General features: G+C 62.1%; 27 protein-coding genes. All 27 read left to right on the top strand.

Going from position 1 to position 16,453, the window contains the following annotated elements; translation table 11 throughout:
- The first annotated feature begins 29 nt into the window (after positions 1–29).
- The 27 genes from fusA to rpsK all read left to right on the top strand — a co-directional run bounded on the left by fusA (position 30) and on the right by rpsK (position 16,407).
- Complete coding sequence (fusA, locus tag RQ479_RS06845; RefSeq protein WP_023680448.1) at positions 30–2,120, top strand: elongation factor G; 2,091 nt, start codon at positions 30–32, stop codon at positions 2,118–2,120.
- 67 nt (positions 2,121–2,187) lie between these two features.
- Positions 2,188–3,363 carry an elongation factor Tu gene (gene tuf, locus RQ479_RS06840; protein WP_254817137.1) on the top strand — a complete coding sequence of 392 codons (1,176 nt, stop codon included), beginning with the start codon at positions 2,188–2,190 and terminating at the stop codon, positions 3,361–3,363.
- A 63-nt stretch (positions 3,364–3,426) separates the two neighbouring features.
- Complete coding sequence (gene rpsJ / locus RQ479_RS06835; protein WP_006205468.1) at positions 3,427–3,735, top strand: 30S ribosomal protein S10; 309 nt, start codon at positions 3,427–3,429, stop codon at positions 3,733–3,735.
- A 96-nt stretch (positions 3,736–3,831) separates the two neighbouring features.
- Positions 3,832–4,560, top strand: a complete 729-nt coding sequence (gene rplC / locus RQ479_RS06830) for a 50S ribosomal protein L3 (RefSeq protein ID WP_023717519.1) — start codon at positions 3,832–3,834, stop codon at positions 4,558–4,560.
- Positions 4,560–5,180 carry a 50S ribosomal protein L4 gene (rplD, locus tag RQ479_RS06825; protein ID WP_023675140.1) on the top strand — a complete coding sequence of 207 codons (621 nt, stop codon included), beginning with the start codon at positions 4,560–4,562 and terminating at the stop codon, positions 5,178–5,180. The genes rplC and rplD overlap by 1 nt, the downstream gene beginning before the upstream one ends.
- Positions 5,177–5,470: a 50S ribosomal protein L23 gene (locus tag RQ479_RS06820; protein ID WP_006205465.1), complete on the top strand. Its 294-nt coding sequence runs from the start codon at positions 5,177–5,179 to the stop codon at positions 5,468–5,470. The genes rplD and RQ479_RS06820 overlap by 4 nt, the downstream gene beginning before the upstream one ends.
- A gap of 22 nt (positions 5,471–5,492) precedes the next feature.
- Positions 5,493–6,326: a 50S ribosomal protein L2 gene (gene rplB, locus RQ479_RS06815; RefSeq protein ID WP_023675138.1), complete on the top strand. Its 834-nt coding sequence runs from the start codon at positions 5,493–5,495 to the stop codon at positions 6,324–6,326.
- 16 nt (positions 6,327–6,342) lie between these two features.
- Positions 6,343–6,621 (top strand): 30S ribosomal protein S19, encoded by a 279-nt coding sequence (gene rpsS / locus RQ479_RS06810; RefSeq protein ID WP_006205463.1) that lies wholly within the window; start codon positions 6,343–6,345, stop codon positions 6,619–6,621.
- Positions 6,622–6,623: 2 nt separating this feature from the next.
- On the top strand, positions 6,624–7,013 hold the full coding sequence (gene rplV, locus RQ479_RS06805) for a 50S ribosomal protein L22 (RefSeq protein WP_006205462.1): 390 nt from the start codon (positions 6,624–6,626) through the stop codon (positions 7,011–7,013).
- Positions 7,013–7,738 carry a 30S ribosomal protein S3 gene (rpsC, locus tag RQ479_RS06800; RefSeq protein ID WP_023675137.1) on the top strand — a complete coding sequence of 242 codons (726 nt, stop codon included), beginning with the start codon at positions 7,013–7,015 and terminating at the stop codon, positions 7,736–7,738. Before rplV ends, rpsC begins: the two co-directional genes overlap by 1 nt.
- Positions 7,739–7,765: 27 nt before the next feature.
- Positions 7,766–8,179: a 50S ribosomal protein L16 gene (rplP, locus tag RQ479_RS06795; RefSeq protein WP_006205460.1), complete on the top strand. Its 414-nt coding sequence runs from the start codon at positions 7,766–7,768 to the stop codon at positions 8,177–8,179.
- A gap of 13 nt (positions 8,180–8,192) precedes the next feature.
- A complete protein-coding gene (rpmC, locus tag RQ479_RS06790) occupies positions 8,193–8,393 on the top strand; it encodes a 50S ribosomal protein L29 (RefSeq protein WP_006205459.1) in 201 nt (66 codons plus the stop codon).
- 11 nt (positions 8,394–8,404) lie between these two features.
- A complete protein-coding gene (gene rpsQ / locus RQ479_RS06785; protein WP_023675136.1) occupies positions 8,405–8,644 on the top strand; it encodes a 30S ribosomal protein S17 in 240 nt (79 codons plus the stop codon).
- Positions 8,645–8,726: 82 nt separating this feature from the next.
- Positions 8,727–9,095 (top strand): 50S ribosomal protein L14, encoded by a 369-nt coding sequence (gene rplN, locus RQ479_RS06780; RefSeq protein ID WP_006205457.1) that lies wholly within the window; start codon positions 8,727–8,729, stop codon positions 9,093–9,095.
- Between the two features lie 12 nt (positions 9,096–9,107).
- Positions 9,108–9,422: a 50S ribosomal protein L24 gene (rplX, locus tag RQ479_RS06775; protein ID WP_254817150.1), complete on the top strand. Its 315-nt coding sequence runs from the start codon at positions 9,108–9,110 to the stop codon at positions 9,420–9,422.
- Entirely contained in the window at positions 9,415–9,993 is a 579-nt protein-coding gene (rplE, locus tag RQ479_RS06770) for a 50S ribosomal protein L5 (RefSeq protein WP_008875670.1), read from the top strand. The genes rplX and rplE overlap by 8 nt, the downstream gene beginning before the upstream one ends.
- A gap of 27 nt (positions 9,994–10,020) precedes the next feature.
- Complete coding sequence (gene rpsN, locus RQ479_RS06765) at positions 10,021–10,326, top strand: 30S ribosomal protein S14 (protein WP_023675134.1); 306 nt, start codon at positions 10,021–10,023, stop codon at positions 10,324–10,326.
- 12 nt (positions 10,327–10,338) lie between these two features.
- Complete coding sequence (rpsH, locus tag RQ479_RS06760; protein ID WP_006205453.1) at positions 10,339–10,737, top strand: 30S ribosomal protein S8; 399 nt, start codon at positions 10,339–10,341, stop codon at positions 10,735–10,737.
- Positions 10,738–10,826: 89 nt separating this feature from the next.
- On the top strand, positions 10,827–11,360 hold the full coding sequence (gene rplF, locus RQ479_RS06755) for a 50S ribosomal protein L6 (protein ID WP_023675133.1): 534 nt from the start codon (positions 10,827–10,829) through the stop codon (positions 11,358–11,360).
- Between the two features lie 85 nt (positions 11,361–11,445).
- Entirely contained in the window at positions 11,446–11,805 is a 360-nt protein-coding gene (gene rplR, locus RQ479_RS06750) for a 50S ribosomal protein L18 (protein ID WP_023675132.1), read from the top strand.
- A gap of 83 nt (positions 11,806–11,888) precedes the next feature.
- Positions 11,889–12,452 (top strand): 30S ribosomal protein S5, encoded by a 564-nt coding sequence (rpsE, locus tag RQ479_RS06745; RefSeq protein WP_006333394.1) that lies wholly within the window; start codon positions 11,889–11,891, stop codon positions 12,450–12,452.
- Positions 12,453–12,476: 24 nt separating this feature from the next.
- Positions 12,477–12,674, top strand: a complete 198-nt coding sequence (rpmD, locus tag RQ479_RS06740; protein WP_006205449.1) for a 50S ribosomal protein L30 — start codon at positions 12,477–12,479, stop codon at positions 12,672–12,674.
- 22 nt (positions 12,675–12,696) lie between these two features.
- Positions 12,697–13,170, top strand: coding sequence for a 50S ribosomal protein L15 (rplO, locus tag RQ479_RS06735; RefSeq protein WP_292660428.1), 474 nt, complete (start codon positions 12,697–12,699; stop codon positions 13,168–13,170).
- A 191-nt stretch (positions 13,171–13,361) separates the two neighbouring features.
- Positions 13,362–14,702, top strand: a complete 1,341-nt coding sequence (gene secY / locus RQ479_RS06730; RefSeq protein ID WP_023675130.1) for a preprotein translocase subunit SecY — start codon at positions 13,362–13,364, stop codon at positions 14,700–14,702.
- Positions 14,699–15,310 carry an adenylate kinase gene (locus RQ479_RS06725; protein WP_352684844.1) on the top strand — a complete coding sequence of 204 codons (612 nt, stop codon included), beginning with the start codon at positions 14,699–14,701 and terminating at the stop codon, positions 15,308–15,310. The genes secY and RQ479_RS06725 overlap by 4 nt, the downstream gene beginning before the upstream one ends.
- Positions 15,311–15,508: 198 nt before the next feature.
- Positions 15,509–15,877: a 30S ribosomal protein S13 gene (gene rpsM / locus RQ479_RS06720; protein ID WP_006205445.1), complete on the top strand. Its 369-nt coding sequence runs from the start codon at positions 15,509–15,511 to the stop codon at positions 15,875–15,877.
- A gap of 140 nt (positions 15,878–16,017) precedes the next feature.
- The gene (rpsK, locus tag RQ479_RS06715) at positions 16,018–16,407 is read left to right on the top strand and encodes a 30S ribosomal protein S11 (RefSeq protein ID WP_006205444.1); all 390 of its coding nucleotides are present in this window, start codon (positions 16,018–16,020) and stop codon (positions 16,405–16,407) included.
- The last annotated feature ends 46 nt before the right edge of the window (positions 16,408–16,453 follow it).

The raw sequence follows: 16,453 nt of genomic DNA, 5'->3' as shown, positions 1-16,453 counted from the left end.
GCGCGAACGAGACTGAAGAGGCACCTCCCATGGCCCGCGAATATAAAATCGAAGACTACCGCAATTTCGGTATCATGGCGCACATCGACGCCGGCAAGACGACGACCACCGAGCGCGTCCTCTATTACACGGGCAAGTCGCACAAGATCGGCGAAGTCCACGACGGTGCTGCGACCATGGACTGGATGGAGCAGGAGCAGGAGCGCGGCATCACCATCACGTCGGCCGCCACCACGACCTTCTGGAAGGGTCGCGACGGCAAGATGCATCGCTTCAACATCATCGACACCCCCGGCCACGTCGACTTCACCATCGAGGTCGAGCGTTCGCTGCGCGTGCTCGACGGCGCCATCGCGCTGCTCGATGCCAATGCCGGTGTCGAGCCGCAGACCGAGACCGTCTGGCGCCAGGCTGACAAGTATCGCGTCCCGCGCATGATCTTCTGCAACAAGATGGACAAGATCGGCGCCGACTTCTACCGCTCGGTCGAGATGATCGGTTCGCGCCTCGGTGCGCATGCCGTCGTCATGCAGCTGCCGATCGGCGCCGAGACCGAGTTCAAGGGTGTCGTCGACCTCGTCGAGATGAACGCGCTGGTCTGGCGCGACGAGACGCTGGGCGCTGCCTGGGACATCGTCGAGATCCCTGCCGACCTCAAGGCACGTGCCGAAGAGTACCGCGAGAAGATGATCGAGGCCGCCGTCGAAATGGACGAAACGGCGCTCGAGAATTACCTCGAAGGCAAGATGCCGAGCAATGACGAGATCCGTGCGCTCATCCGCAAGGGCACGATCGCGGTGAAGTTCTATCCGATGTTCTGCGGTTCGGCCTTCAAGAACAAGGGCGTGCAGCCGCTGCTCGACGCCGTCGTCGAATATCTGCCGTCGCCGGCCGATGTCCCGGCCATCAAGGGCGTCGACGCCAAGACCGACGCCGAGATCGAGCGTCATGCCGACGACAACGAGCCGCTGTCGATGCTTGCCTTCAAGATCATGAACGACCCGTTCGTCGGTTCGCTCACCTTTGCCCGCATCTATTCGGGCAAGCTCACCAAGGGCATCTCGGTCGATAACACCGTGAAGGGCAAGAAAGAGCGCATCGGCCGCATGTTGCAGATGCATGCGAATTCGCGCGCCGACGTCGAAGAGGCGTTTGCAGGCGACATCGTCGCCCTCGCTGGTCTCAAGGACACCACCACCGGCGACACGCTCAGTGATCCGCTGCATCCGGTCATCCTCGAGCGCATGGAATTCCCCGATCCGGTCATCCAGATCGCCATCGAGCCGAAGACCAAGAACGACCAGGAAAAGATGGGCCTCGCCCTTCACCGTCTGGCCGCCGAGGATCCGTCCTTCCGCGTCAAGACCGACGAGGAAAGCGGTCAGACGATCATTTCCGGCATGGGCGAGCTTCACCTCGACATCATCGTCGACCGCATGCGCCGCGAGTTCAAGGTCGAGGCCAATGTCGGCGCGCCGCAGGTGGCCTATCGCGAGACGATCACCCGCAAGCACGAGCAGGACTACACGCACAAGAAGCAGACCGGCGGTACCGGCCAGTTCGCCCGCGTCAAGATCCTGTTCGAGCCGAATCCGGAAAGCAGCGAATTCGAGTTCGAAACCAAGATTGTCGGCGGCGCTGTGCCGAAGGAATACATCCCCGGCGTCGAAAAGGGCATCAACAGCGTCATGACTTCGGGCCCGTTCGCCGGCTTCCCGATGATCGGCGTCAAGGCGACGCTGATCGATGGCGCCTACCACGACGTGGACTCGTCGGTTCTGGCCTTCGAAATCGCCGGCCGCGCCTGCTTCCGTGAAGCAGCGCCCAAGCTTGGCGTGCAGTTGCTCGAGCCGATCATGAAAGTCGAAGTGGTGACGCCGGAAGATTACGTCGGCAGCGTTATCGGCGACCTGAACGGCCGTCGCGGCCAGATCCAGGGCCAGGAAGCCCGTGGCGTCGCGGTGGTGATCAACGCGATGGTGCCGCTCGCCAACATGTTCAAATACGTGGACAACCTTCGCTCGATGAGCCAGGGCCGCGCGGCCTATACGATGCAGTTCGACCATTACGAACCGGTCCCGACCGCGGTCGCCCAGGAAGTCCAGAAGAAATACGCGTAACTCGAAACGAGTTGCACCAGTAACTTAATTCAAGGCCCGCACGGGCTGGCAGGAATGGAGAGATCACATGGCAAAAGGTAAATTCGAGCGCACTAAGCCTCATGTGAACATTGGCACGATTGGTCACGTCGACCATGGCAAGACGTCGCTGACGGCGGCGATCACCAAGTATTTTGGCGAATACAAGCGCTACGACCAGATCGATGCGGCGCCCGAAGAGAAGGCGCGCGGCATCACCATTTCGACGGCGCATGTCGAATACGAGACCGCCAACCGCCACTATGCCCATGTCGACTGCCCCGGCCACGCCGACTATGTGAAGAACATGATCACCGGTGCTGCGCAGATGGACGGCGCGATCCTGGTGGTGTCGGCCGCCGACGGCCCGATGCCGCAGACCCGCGAGCACATCCTTTTGGCCCGCCAGGTCGGCGTGCCCTCGATCGTGGTGTTTTTGAACAAGGTCGACCAGGTCGACGACGCCGAGCTGCTCGAGCTGGTCGAGCTCGAGGTGCGTGAGCTTTTGACCAAGAACGAGTTCCCCGGCGACGACATTCCGATCGTCAAGGGTTCGGCGCTTGCCGCACTTGAAGATTCCGACAAGAAGATCGGCGAGGACGCCATTCGCGAACTGATGGCTGCGGTCGATGCCTACATTCCGACGCCGGTTCGTCCGCTCGACAAGCCGTTCCTGATGCCGATCGAGGACGTGTTCTCGATCTCGGGCCGCGGCACGGTGGTGACCGGCCGCGTCGAGCGCGGCGTGGTCAAGGTCGGCGAGGAGCTGGAGATCGTCGGCATCCGCCCGACCACCAAGACGACCTGCACGGGCGTCGAGATGTTCCGCAAGCTGCTCGACCAGGGCCAGGCCGGCGACAACATCGGCGCGCTGTTGCGCGGTGTCGACCGTGAAGGCGTCGAGCGCGGCCAGGTCCTGGCCAAGCCCGGCACCGTCAAGCCGCACAAGAAGTTCGTTGCCGAAGCCTACATCCTGACCAAGGACGAGGGCGGCCGCCACACGCCGTTCTTCACCAACTACCGTCCGCAGTTCTATTTCCGCACGACGGACGTGACCGGCATCGTGTCGCTGCCGGAAGGCACCGAGATGGTGATGCCGGGCGACAACATCACCGTCGATGTCGAGCTGATCGTGCCGATCGCCATGGAAGAGAAGCTGCGCTTCGCCATCCGTGAAGGCGGCCGCACCGTCGGTGCCGGCATCGTCGTCACCATCAAAGAGTAATTTGGACTTAAACCGATCTGTCGCGGGCGCTGCCCGCGCCGCGCCAGAACAAGGAAGTGACGCATGAACGGACAGAATATCCGCATCCGCCTGAAGGCGTTTGATCACCGGGTGCTCGACGCCTCGACACGGGAAATCGTGTCGACCGCCAAGCGCACCGGCGCCAACGTCCGCGGCCCCATTCCGCTGCCGACGCGGATCGAAAAGTTCACGGTCAACCGGTCGCCTCACGTCGACAAGAAGAGCCGCGAGCAGTTCGAGATGCGCACGCACAAGCGTCTGCTCGACATCGTCGACCCGACCCCGCAGACGGTCGATGCTTTGATGAAGCTCGACCTCGCCGCCGGTGTCGACGTCGAGATCAAGCTCTAAGGAACCAGAGGTCAGCGGGGCGACCCGGAACTCTGAAGGAACAAGAGGCGTGGAGGGGCGACAGCCCCGACAGGGAACTCTAAAGGAATTGAACCGATGCGTTCAGGTGTGATTGCAAAGAAGGTGGGAATGACCCGCATCTACAACGATGCCGGGGAACATGTTCCCGTCACTGTTCTCCAGATGGAGAACTGCCAGGTCGTGGCGCAGCGCACGCAGGAGAAGAACGGCTATACCGCCGTCCAGCTCGGCGTTGGCCTTGCCAAGGTGAAGAACACGTCGAAGGCGATGCGCGGCCATTTCGCGACCGCTTCCGTCGAGCCCAAGGCCAAGGTTGCCGAGTTCCGCGTCTCCGCCGACAACATGATCGATGTTGGCGCCGAGATCACCGTCGAGCATTTCGTCGTCGGCCAGAAGGTCGATGTGACGGGAACCACGATCGGCAAGGGTTTCCAGGGCGTCATCAAGCGGCATCACATGGGTGGCGGCCGCGCGACGCACGGCAACTCGGTGTCGCACCGTACACACGGCTCGACCGGCCAGCGCCAGGATCCGGGCAAGGTGTTCAAGGGCAAGCATATGGCCGGCCACATGGGCGATACCCGCGTCACCACGCAGAATGTCGAGGTCGTTTCGACCGACGCCGATCGCGGCCTGATCCTGATCCGCGGTGCGGTCCCGGGTTCGAAGGGTGCATGGATCCTGGTCCGCGACGCGGCCAAGGTAGCGCTTCCGGCCAATGCGCCGAAGCCCGCCGCGATCCGCGCCGTTGCAACCGATGGTGCCGCCAAGAACGAGGCCCCGGCCACAGAGGGAGCGGAATAATGGACCTCAAGATTACAACGCTTGGCGGCAAGGACGCCGGCAAGCTGAAGCTCTCCGAAGAGATTTTCGGCCTTGATCCGCGCGAGGACATCCTGCAGCGCGTCGTGCGCTGGCAGCTTGCCAAGAAGCAGCAGGGCACGCACAAGGCCAAGGGCCGCGCGGAAATCGCGCGCACCGGCGCCAAGATGTACAAGCAGAAGGGTACCGGCCGCGCCCGTCACCATTCGGCTCGCGCTCCGCAGTTCCGCGGCGGCGGCAAGGCCCACGGCCCGGTCGTGCGCAGCCACGAGCACGATCTGCCGAAGAAGGTTCGAGCGCTCGGTCTCAAGCATGCGCTTTCGGCCAAGGCTAAGAGCGCGTCGATCATCATCATCGACGAGCTGAAGCTGACCGAGGCCAAGACCAAGGCACTGATCGCGAATTTCGCGACGCTGGGCCTGAGCAACGCCCTGGTGATCGGCGGCGCCGAGCTTGACAAGAATTTCAAGCTGGCGGCGACCAATATCCCGAACATCGACGTGCTGCCCATCCAGGGCATCAACGTCTACGACATTCTGCGCCGCGGCACGCTGGTCCTTTCGAAGGCCGCCGTCGAGGCTCTCGAGGAGCGCTTCAAATGACCGACCTTCGTCATTACGACGTGATCGTCTCGCCGGCGATCACCGAAAAGTCGACCATGGCTTCCGAGCAGAACCAGGTCGTCTTCAATGTCGCCAAGAAGGCGTCGAAGCCGGAAATCAAGGCCGCCGTCGAAGCGCTGTTCGGCGTCAAGGTGATGGCCGTGAACACGCTTGTCCGCAAGGGCAAGATCAAGCGCTTCCGCGGCACGATCGGCCGCCAGAGCGACGTCAAGAAGGCGGTTGTGACGCTGGCCGACGGCCAGTCGATCGACGTCGCGACGGGTCTCTGAGCAAGGTCGCGAGGACAGAACAATGGCACTGAAAAAATTCAACCCGGTAACGCCGAGCACCCGTCAGCTGGTCATCGTCGACCGCTCGGGCCTCTACAAGGGCAAGCCCGTCAAGGGCCTGACTGAAGGCTTGACCAAGTCGGGCGGCCGCAACAATTACGGCCGCATCACGGCCCGCTTCATCGGCGGCGGTCACAAGCGCACCTACCGTATCATCGACTTCAAGCGCCGCAAGTTCGACGTCGTCGGCACGGTCGAGCGTATCGAGTACGATCCGAACCGCACCGCCTTCATCGCGCTGATCAAGTATGACGATGGCGAGCTGTCCTACATCATCGCCCCGCAGCGTCTGGCTCCCGGCGACAAGATCGTGGCCGGTGAATCGGTCGACGTAAAGCCGGGCAACGCGATGCCGCTGGCCTCGATGCCGGTTGGCACGATCGTCCACAATATCGAGCTGAAGCCCGGCAAGGGCGCTCAGGTCGCCCGTTCGGCCGGTGGTTATGGCCAGCTCGTCGGTCGCGACCAGGGCATGGCGATCCTGCGCCTCAACTCGGGCGAGCAGCGTGTCGTCCACGGCTCCTGCATGGCCACCGTCGGTGCCGTGTCCAACCCGGACCACGGCAACATCAATGACGGCAAGGCAGGCCGCACCGTGTGGCGCGGCAAACGTCCGCACAATCGCGGCGTGACCATGAACCCGGTCGACCATCCACATGGCGGCGGCGAAGGCCGCACCTCGGGTGGCCGCCATCCGGTTTCGCCCTGGGGCAAGCCGACCAAGGGCAAGAAGACGCGGTCCAACAAGGCGACCGACAAGTTCATCCTGCGCTCGCGCCATCAGCGCAAGAGCTAAGAAGAGGTAACGCCAAGTGACTCGTTCGATTTGGAAAGGCCCCTTCATCGACGGCTACCTTCTGAAGAAGGTGGACAAGGTTCGTGAAGGTGGTCGCAATGAGGTGATCAAGATGTGGAGCCGCCGCTCCACCATCCTGCCGCAGTTCGTCGGCTTCACCTTCGGTGTCTACAACGGCCAAAAGCACGTTCCCGTCTCGGTGAACGAGGACATGGTCGGTCACAAGTTCGGTGAATTCGCTCCGACCCGGACCTATTACGGTCACGGCGCGGATAAGAAGGCGAAGAGGAAATAATCATGGGCAAGGCCAAAGCTCCGCGCAGGCTTGCTGACAACGAAGCGCGCGCCGTGTTGCGCACGATCCGTATCAGCCCGCAGAAGCTGAACCTGGTTGCCGCGCTGATCCGCGGCAAGAAGGTCGCGACAGCGCTTTCCGACCTCGAATTCTCGGCCAAGCGGATTTCCGGCACGGTCAAGAAGACGCTGGAATCGGCGATCGCCAACGCGGAAAACAACCACGACCTCGACGTCGATGCGCTGATTGTGGCGGAAGCCTACGTCGGCAAGTCGATCGTCATGAAGCGGTTCCATGCCCGTGGCCGTGGTCGCGCCAGCCGTATCGAGAAGCCGTTCTCGCACCTCACGATCGTCGTTCGTGAAGTCGAAGAAAAAGGGGAGGCCGCATAATGGGCCAGAAAGTCAATCCGATCGGTCTGCGTCTCGGCATCAACCGCACCTGGGATTCGCGCTGGTTCGCGAACACCGGCGAGTACGGCAAGCTGCTGCACGAGGACATCAAGATCCGCAAATATCTTGAGAAGGAACTCAAGCAGGCTGCGATCTCGAAGGTCGTGATCGAGCGTCCGCACAAGAAGTGCCGCGTCACCATCCATGCGGCGCGTCCGGGCCTGATCATCGGCAAGAAGGGCGCCGACATCGAGAAGCTTCGCAAGAAGCTGATGGAGATGACCAAGTCCGAGACGCATCTGAACATCGTCGAAGTGCGCAAGCCGGAGATCGACGCGACCCTGGTCGCCCAGTCGATCGCCCAGCAGCTTGAACGCCGCATCGCGTTCCGCCGCGCCATGAAGCGCGCCGTGCAGTCGGCGATGCGCCTCGGTGCCGAAGGCATCCGCATCAACTGCGCCGGCCGTCTCGGCGGCGCCGAGATTGCGCGCATGGAATGGTACCGCGAGGGCCGCGTGCCGCTGCATACGTTGCGCGCCGACGTCGACTACGGCACGGCGGAGGCGAATACGGCCTACGGCATCTGTGGCGTCAAGGTCTGGGTGTTCAAGGGCGAAATCCTCGAGCACGACCCGATGGCATCGGAGCGCCGCGCCACCGAGGGCGATCATGCGCATGGCGGTGGTGGTGAGCGCGAACGCGGTCGCCGTCGCGAAAACGCGTAAGACAGTTAGGAATTTGGAGTTAGAACGATGCTGCAGCCAAAGCGCACAAAGTTCCGCAAGCAGTTCAAGGGCCGCATCCACGGTACCGCCAAGGGCGGCACCAACCTGGATTTCGGTGGTTTCGGGCTGAAGGCGCTTGAGCCGAACCGCGTCACCGCGCGTGAGATCGAGGCGGCCCGCCGCGCGATCACCCGCGAGATGAAGCGTGCCGGCCGAGTGTGGATCCGTATCTTCCCGGACGTGCCGGTGACGTCGAAGCCGACCGAAGTCCGCATGGGCAAGGGCAAGGGCGCGGTCGACTACTGGGCGGCCCGCGTCAAGCCAGGCCGCATCATGTTCGAGATCGACGGCGTCAACGAGGAAACCGCCCGTGAGGCGCTGCGTCTCGGCGCGGCCAAGCTCTCGGTCAGGACGCGCTTCGTACAGCGCATCGCAGAATAAGGACGGGCTGATCATGAAAGCCGAAGACATCCGGACCAAGACCCAGGACCAGCTGACCGACGACCTGGCCAGCCTGAAGAAGGAGCAGTTCAACCTGCGCTTCCAGAAGGCCACCGGCCAGCTTGAGAAGACCGCGCGCGTGAGGCAGGTCCGCAAGGACATTGCGCGTATCAAGACCATCGCTGCGGAAAAGTCCGCGGCCAAGAAGGCTTAAGGACGAAAACCATGCCAAAGCGCATTCTGCAGGGCACCGTCGTCAGCGACAAGAACGAGAAGACGGTTGTCGTCAAGGTCGAACGGCGCTTCACGCATCCCGTGATGAAGAAGACCGTGCGCATGACCAAGAAGTACAAGGCGCACGACGAGAACAACGCCCACAAGGTCGGCGATCAGGTGTTCATCCAGGAATCGAAGCCGATTTCCAAGGACAAGCGCTGGGTCGTGGTGTCTTCGGACCAGGCCTGATCAGGGCTAACGAAACGAATTTTGGACAGACCGGGGAGGGGTGAGAAACCCGTCCCGTTAGAAAAGAAGAAGGCGGCCAGTCATGATTCAGATGCAAACAAACCTCGACGTCGCGGATAATTCCGGCGCCCGTCGTGTCATGTGCATCAAGGTGCTGGGCGGCTCGAAGCGGAAATACGCTTCCGTGGGCGACATCATCGTGGTGTCGATCAAGGAAGCCATCCCGCGCGGCCGCGTCAAGAAGGGCGATGTGATGAAGGCGGTCGTGGTTCGCACGGCCAAGGACATCCGCCGCCCGGACGGCAGCGTGATCCGTTTCGACAAGAACGCAGCCGTTCTCGTCGACAACAAGAAAGAGCCGATCGGCACGCGTATCTTCGGACCGGTTCCGCGCGAACTCCGCGCCAAGAACCACATGAAGATCATCTCGCTCGCGCCTGAAGTGCTGTAAGGAGCCGGACCAATGCAAAAGATTAGAAAAGGCGACAAGGTCGTCGTGCTGGCCGGCAAGGACAAGGGCCGTTCGGGCGAAGTCCTTTCGGTGCAGCCGAAGGACGACACCGCGCTGGTGCGCGGCGTCAACCTGATCCGTCGTCACCAGAAGCAGTCCCAGTCCCAAGAGGGCGGGATCATCACCAAGGAAGCGCCGATCCAGCTGTCGAACATCGCGCTGGCCGACCCCAAGGATGGCAAGCCGACCCGCGTCGGCTTCATCTTCCAGAAGGACGGCAAGAAGGTGCGCGTCGCCAAGCGCTCGGGAGAAGTCATCAATGGCTAAGGCTCAAACCAAGCAGGCAACTGCCCAGAACACGCCGCGCCTCAAGCAGGTCTACAACGAGACCATTCGCAAGGCGCTGCAGGAGCAGTTCGGCTACGAGAACGAGATGCAGGTTCCGCGCATCGACAAGATCGTGCTGAACATGGGCGTCGGCGAGGCGACCGGCGATTCGAAGAAGCCTTCGATCGCGGCGGAAGACCTTGCAATGATCGCCGGCCAGAAGGCCGTTGTCACCCGGGCCCGCAACTCGATCGCCGGCTTCAAGGTTCGCGAGAAGATGCCGATCGGCGCCAAGGTCACGCTGCGCAAGGAACGCATGTACGAGTTCCTCGACCGCCTCGTGAACATCGCACTGCCGCGCGTCCGCGACTTCCGCGGACTTAATCCGAAGAGCTTCGATGGCCGTGGCAACTATGCCATGGGCATCAAGGAACACATCGTGTTTCCGGAGATCAACTACGACAAGGTTGATCAGATCTGGGGCATGGACGTCATCGTTTGTACGACTGCGAAGACGGACGACGAAGCCAGGGCATTGCTCAAGGCCTTCAACTTCCCCTTCCGCCAGTAACGGCAGCGAGAAAAGGAAAAATCTGAAATGGCAAAGACCAGCTCAGTCGAGAAGAATAACAGGCGCCGCAAGCTTGCGGACCAGTTCGCTGCCAAGCGCAAGGTGCTCAAGGCGATCATCATGGATCAGTCCAAGCCGATGGAAGAGCGCTTCCGCGCCCAGCTGAAGCTTTCGGCGCTGCCGCGCAACTCGGCCAAGACCCGCATCCGCAACCGCTGCGAAGTCACCGGACGCCCGCGTGCCTATTATCGCAAGCTCAAAGTATCGCGTATCGCGCTTCGTGATCTCGGCAATAACGGCCAGATCCCGGGCCTGGTCAAGTCGAGCTGGTAAGGAGGACATAACATGTCATTGAGCGATCCTCTCGGCGATATGCTGACCCGCATCCGCAACGCGTATGGCCGTAAGAAGTCGAGCGTTTCGACGCCGGCCTCGCGGCTGCGCACCCGCGTCCTCGACGTGCTGAAGGCCGAAGGCTATATCCGCGACTACAGCCAGACCGACTTCGACAACGGCAAGTCCGAAATCGAGATCGAGCTGAAGTATTTCGACGGTGCGCCGGTGGTGCGCGAAATCGCCCGGGTCTCGAAGCCCGGCCGCCGCGTCTACGTTTCGGCCAAGTCGATACCGCACGTCGCCAACGGCCTCGGCATCGCCATCCTTTCGACGCCGAAGGGCGTGATGGCCGACCACGAAGCGCGCGAACAGAATGTCGGCGGGGAAATCCTCTGCCAGATATTCTGATCTGGTATGTGACCCGGTTGGAAACAGGTTTTCGGGATCAAGTCCCGAAAGCCGAGACCTGAAACAAGAGAAGTGACGAGGACAACAAAATGTCTCGTATTGGAAAGAAACCCGTTTCGCTGCCGCAGGGCGTGACCGCGACCGTCAACGGCCAGACCGTGACGGCGAAGGGTCCGAAGGGCGAGCTGAAGTTCGTGGTGAACGACGAAGTGCTGGTCAAGATGGAAGGCAGCGAGATCGCTGTCCAGCCGCGCGACCAGACCAAGACCGCCCGCTCCAAATGGGGCATGTCGCGCACGCAGATCGTCAACATCCTGCAGGGCGTCAAGGACGGCTTCGAAAAGAAGCTCGAGATCACCGGCGTCGGCTATCGTGCCGCCATGCAAGGCAAGAACCTGCAGCTGGCGCTCGGCTTCAGCCATGACGTCGTCTACGAGACGCCGCAGGGCGTGACGATTTCGGTGCCGAAGCCGACGGAAATCACCGTGACCGGCATCGACAAGCAGCAGGTCGGCCAGGTTGCCGCCGAGATCCGCGAGTATCGCAGCCCCGAGCCCTACAAGGGCAAGGGCGTTCGCTATGCTGGCGAGAAGATCGTCCGCAAGGAAGGCAAGAAGAAGTAATTTTAACGCCGCGGGGAGCGGTCGCGGGAGGCTCGTCCTACCGCATATGGTTGCCCCCGTTTTTTGAAGGCAAGGAACTGATATCATGGGCTCGAAAGAATCCACCCAACGCCGCGCTCAGCGCGTCCGCCGCCAGATCAAGAAGGTTGCCGGCGATCGCCCGCGCTTGTCGGTCCATCGCACGTCGAAGAACATCTATGTCCAGGTGATCGACGACGCCAAGGGCCACACCATCGCGGCTGCTTCGACGCTTGAGAAGGAGCTCAAGGGCTCGCTCAAGACCGGCGCCGACACTGCGGCTGCAGCTGCCATCGGCAAGCTGATCGCCGAGCGTGCCTCGAAGGCCGGCGTCAAGGAAGTCGTCTTCGACCGCGGCGCCTACATCTACCACGGCCGCGTCAAGGCGCTGGCCGAGGCTGCCCGTGAAGGTGGTCTGAGCTTCTAAAAACGAAATTCGCCCCCGGCGACCCACAGAGGTGCCGGATATCATCATCAACCGTGCTTCCGGAAAAAAACAAGGAACAGGATATGGCACAGGAACGTAGGGATGGCGGCCGCGGCCGTGATCGCGAAGAGCGCGACGACGGCATGGTCGACAAGCTCGTCCACATCAACCGTGTCGCCAAGGTCGTCAAGGGCGGCCGGCGCTTCGGCTTTGCGGCACTCGTCGTCGTCGGCGACCAGAAGGGCCGCGTCGGCTTCGGCCACGGCAAGGCGCGCGAAGTGCCGGAGGCGATCCGCAAGGCGACCGAATCGGCCAAGCGCGACATGATCTTCGTGCCGCTGCGCTCGGGCCGCACGCTGCACCATGACGTCGAGGGACGCTGGGGCGCGGGACGTGTTCTGCTGCGCGCCGCCAAGCAAGGTACCGGCATCATCGCCGGCGGCCCGATGCGCGCCGTTTTCGAGACGCTCGGCATGCATGACGTGGTCGCCAAGTCGATGGGTTCTTCGAACCCCTACAACATGGTTCGCGCCACTTTCGACGCGCTGAAGAGCCAGATGCATCCGAAGGATGTGGCTGCCGCGCGCGGCATCAAGTATTCGACCCTTCAGGCCCGCCGCGGCACCGCCGTTGCGGCTGAAGAATAGTCGACGCTGACCAGGGATCTGACCATGGCCAAGAAAGCAACCAAGACCATCACCGTCGAGCAGATCGGTTCGCCGATCCGCCGGCCGAAGGAGCAGCGCGCAACGCTGGTCGGCCTCGGCCTCAACAAGATGCACAAGCAGCGCACGCTGGAGGATACGCCCTCGGTGCGCGGCATGATCGCTGCCGTCCAGCATCTCGTCCGCGTCGTGGACGAGGGCTGAGCCAAAGCGCAGGAGAATCCAGATGAAACTCAACGATCTGCGTGACAAGGACGGCGCGACGCATTCCAAGAAGCGTCTTGGCCGTGGCATCGGTTCCGGTTCGGGCAAGACCGCCGGTCGCGGCGTCAAGGGCCAGAAGGCGCGCTCCGGCGTCGCCGTCAACGGCTTCGAGGGTGGCCAGATGCCGCTCTACCGCCGTCTGCCGAAGCGTGGCTTCAACAATATCTTCGCCAAGAGCTTCACCGTCGTGTCGCTGGCCCGCATCCAGGCGGCGCTCGATGCCAAGAAGCTCGACGCTAAGACAGTTGTGACAGCCGAGGCGCTGGTTGCGGCCGGCGTCATCCGCCGGGTCAAGGACGGCGTGCGCATCCTTTCGGACGGCGACATCAAGGCCAAGCTTGCCTTCGACGTGGCCGGAGCCTCCAAGGCCGCGATCGAGAAGATCGAAAAGGCCGGCGGTTCGGTGAAGCTGCCTGAGAAAGCAGCCGCCGAGTAACGGCAATTTGAAGCACGGTCGGCAAAGGTGGAATTCGGTTTTGCCTTTGGTCGTGCTTTGATCCGACAGATGTGGCGGCCGCATCAACGCGGCCGCTTGCATGTTTGCAGTCCGGAGCTTATCTCGTGAGCTTCGGTGACACGCGCCGCCTGAGCTGCGGGCATCGAGCGTGACCAAGCGGAGAATCAGGCATGGCTTCGGCTGCTGAACAACTAGCCTCGAATCTGAATTTTTCGGCCTTCGCCAAAGCCGAGGATCTGAAGAAGCGCATCTGGTTCACGATCGGCGCGCTGCTCGTCTACCGTCTTGGCACCTATATCCCGCTGCCCGGCATCAATCCCGACGCTTTCGCCCAGGCCTTCTCGTCGCAGAGCAAGGGCGTGCTCGGCATGTTCAACATGTTCGCCGGCGGCGCCGTGCAGCGCATGGCGATCTTTGCCCTTGGCATCATGCCCTATATCTCCGCTTCAATCATCATGCAGCTGATGACCTCGGTCATTCCATCGCTGGAAGCGCTGAAGAAGGAAGGCGAGCAGGGCCGCAAGATCATCAACCAGTACACGCGCTACGGCACCGTGCTTCTGGCGCTGGTTCAGGCCTACGGCATTTCGGTCGGGCTTGAGGGCGGCAACGGCATCGTCAACGATCCCGGCATGTTCTTCCGCATCTCTACCGTCGTCACGCTGGTTGGCGGCACCATGTTCCTGATGTGGCTTGGCGAGCAGATCACCGCTCGCGGCATCGGCAACGGCATTTCGCTGATCATCTTCTCCGGCATTGTCGCCGGCTTGCCGCGCGCCATCTCCGGCACGCTGGAGCTTGGCCGCACCGGCGCCCTGTCGACCGGCCTGATCCTGGCAATCATCGTGCTGGCCATCATCGTCATCGCGCTGATCGTCTTCTTCGAGCGCGCGCAGCGCCGCCTGCTGATCCAGTATCCCAAGCGCCAGGTCGGCAATCGCATGTTCCAGGGCGATACCTCGCATCTGCCGCTTAAGCTCAACACCTCCGGCGTCATTCCGCCGATCTTCGCCTCGTCGCTGCTGCTGCTGCCTGCGACTGTTGCCGGCTTCTCGCAGACCACCAATATGCCTGCCTGGGCCAGCACCATCCTGGCGGCGCTCGGCCACGGCCAGCCTCTCTATATGGCCTTCTACGCGGCGATGATCGTGTTCTTCGCCTTCTTCTACACGGCGATCGTCTTCAATCCGAAGGACACCGCCGACCAGCTCAAGAAGCATTCGGGCTTCATCCCGGGCTATCGTCCGGGCGAGCGCACTGCGGATTATATCGACTATGTGCTCACCCGCATCACCGTCGTCGGCGCCATCTATCTGGTGCTGGTGTGTCTGCTGCCTGAGTTCCTGATTTCAGCGACTGGCGTACCGTTCTACCTTGGTGGCACTTCGCTCCTGATCGTGGTCAGTGTAACGCTCGATACGGTGGCGCAGATTCAGGGTCACCTGATCGCGCACCAGTATGAGGGCCTGATCAAGAAGTCGAAGCTGCGCGGGGGGAAAAAGGCCAGATGAGGTTGATATTGCTTGGACCGCCGGGGGCGGGCAAGGGGACACAAGCACTAAGATTGGTAGAACGACACGGCATCCCACAGCTTTCCACGGGGGACATGCTGCGCGCTGCTGTTCAGGCCGGCACCGAAGTCGGCAAGCGCGCCAAGGCGGTGATGGACGCTGGCGAACTGGTGTCCGATGCTATCGTCAACGCCATCGTGGCTGAGCGCATCGATCAAGCTGATTGCGCAAACGGCTTCATCCTTGACGGATACCCGCGAACCCTGGTGCAAGCGGACGCCGTTGAGGAAATGCTGTCGGATCGCGGACTGGAGCTCGACGCAGTCATCGAATTTGTCGTCGACGACAAGGCGCTGGTTGGCCGAATCGTCAAGCGCGCCGAAGAAGCCAAGGCCGCAGGCCTGCCGGTGCGCAAGGACGACAGTCCAGCGGTGTTCGAAGAACGCTTGAGGGAATATTACAAGAAAACCTCGCCGCTGATCGGCTACTACTACGCCAAGGGCAAACTCAGGGGCGTCGATGGCATGGCCGACATTGATGCGGTGACGCAGCAGATCGAGGCGGTGCTCAGGGCGACGACCCGGAAAGTTGGCCAGGCGGCCGGCTAGCGAATCGAACGATTGCGCTTGACTGGAGCGGTCCGCTGGGGTATGGCGGCCCGTCTTCCTATCAGGCATGAGGCTTGCTTGTCCGCAAGGGCAAGGCAGGCCGCTTTGAACTGGAAACTCCCGCAAGGGCCGGCCTCCACCGGACGCGGGGCAACTTGAAGCGCCGGCTCGTCCGGCCTATATGGAGAAGAGAAGAAGATGGCTCGTATAGCCGGCGTCAACATTCCGACCAACAAGCGCGTCGTCATTGCGCTTCAATACATTCACGGCATTGGCAAGAAGTTCGCCCAGGAGATCGTCGACAAGGTCGGCATCCCGGCCGAGCGCCGCGTCAACCAGCTGACCGACGCGGAAGTGCTGCAGATTCGCGAGACCATCGACCGCGACTACCAGGTCGAGGGCGATCTGCGCCGCGAAGTGTCGATGAACATCAAGCGGCTCATGGACCTCGGCTGCTACCGCGGCCTGCGTCACCGCCGCTCGCTGCCGGTTCGTGGTCAGCGCACGCACACCAATGCGCGCACCCGCAAGGGCCCAGCCAAGTCGATTGCCGGAAAGAAGAAGTAATTTAGGGCAGTAAGGGAGTAGGGCAGTAAGGCAATAGGAACGGCAGACATACTGCCCTACTGCCATATTCCCCCTACTGCCTTCTCCCTGGTGGAGCCGCTGGCATTACGGCGGTGTAGAGATCAACTGAAAGGACTGTCATGGCCAAGGAAGCCGCTCGTGTTCGCCGTCGCGAACGCAAGAACATCTCGTCGGGCGTTGCCCACGTCAATTCGACCTTCAACAACACGATGATCACCATCACCGACGCGCAGGGCAATTCCATTGCCTGGTCGTCGGCCGGAGCCCAGGGCTTCAAGGGATCGCGCAAGTCGACCCCTTTCGCAGCCCAGATGGCCGCCGAGGATGTTGCCAAGAAGGCACAGGAACACGGCATGCGCATGCTCGAGGTCGAGGTCTGTGGACCCGGCTCCGGTCGTGAATCGGCGCTTCGCGCGCTGCAGGCAGCCGGCTTCACCATCACCTCGATCCGTGATGTGACGCCGATCCCGCACAATGGCTGCCGCCCGCGCAAGAAGCGCCGCGTCTAAAGAATTTACCGAACGCCGCGCGAGCGCCTCAAGGGCGCTCCTCCAC

Origin of the sequence: Mesorhizobium sp. ISC25 (assembly GCF_042295465.1) — a bacterium.
Lineage (GTDB): Bacteria > Pseudomonadota > Alphaproteobacteria > Rhizobiales > Rhizobiaceae > Mesorhizobium.
Note: the sequence above shows the minus strand (reverse complement) of the source record. Positions and strands in the feature narration are given on the sequence as shown.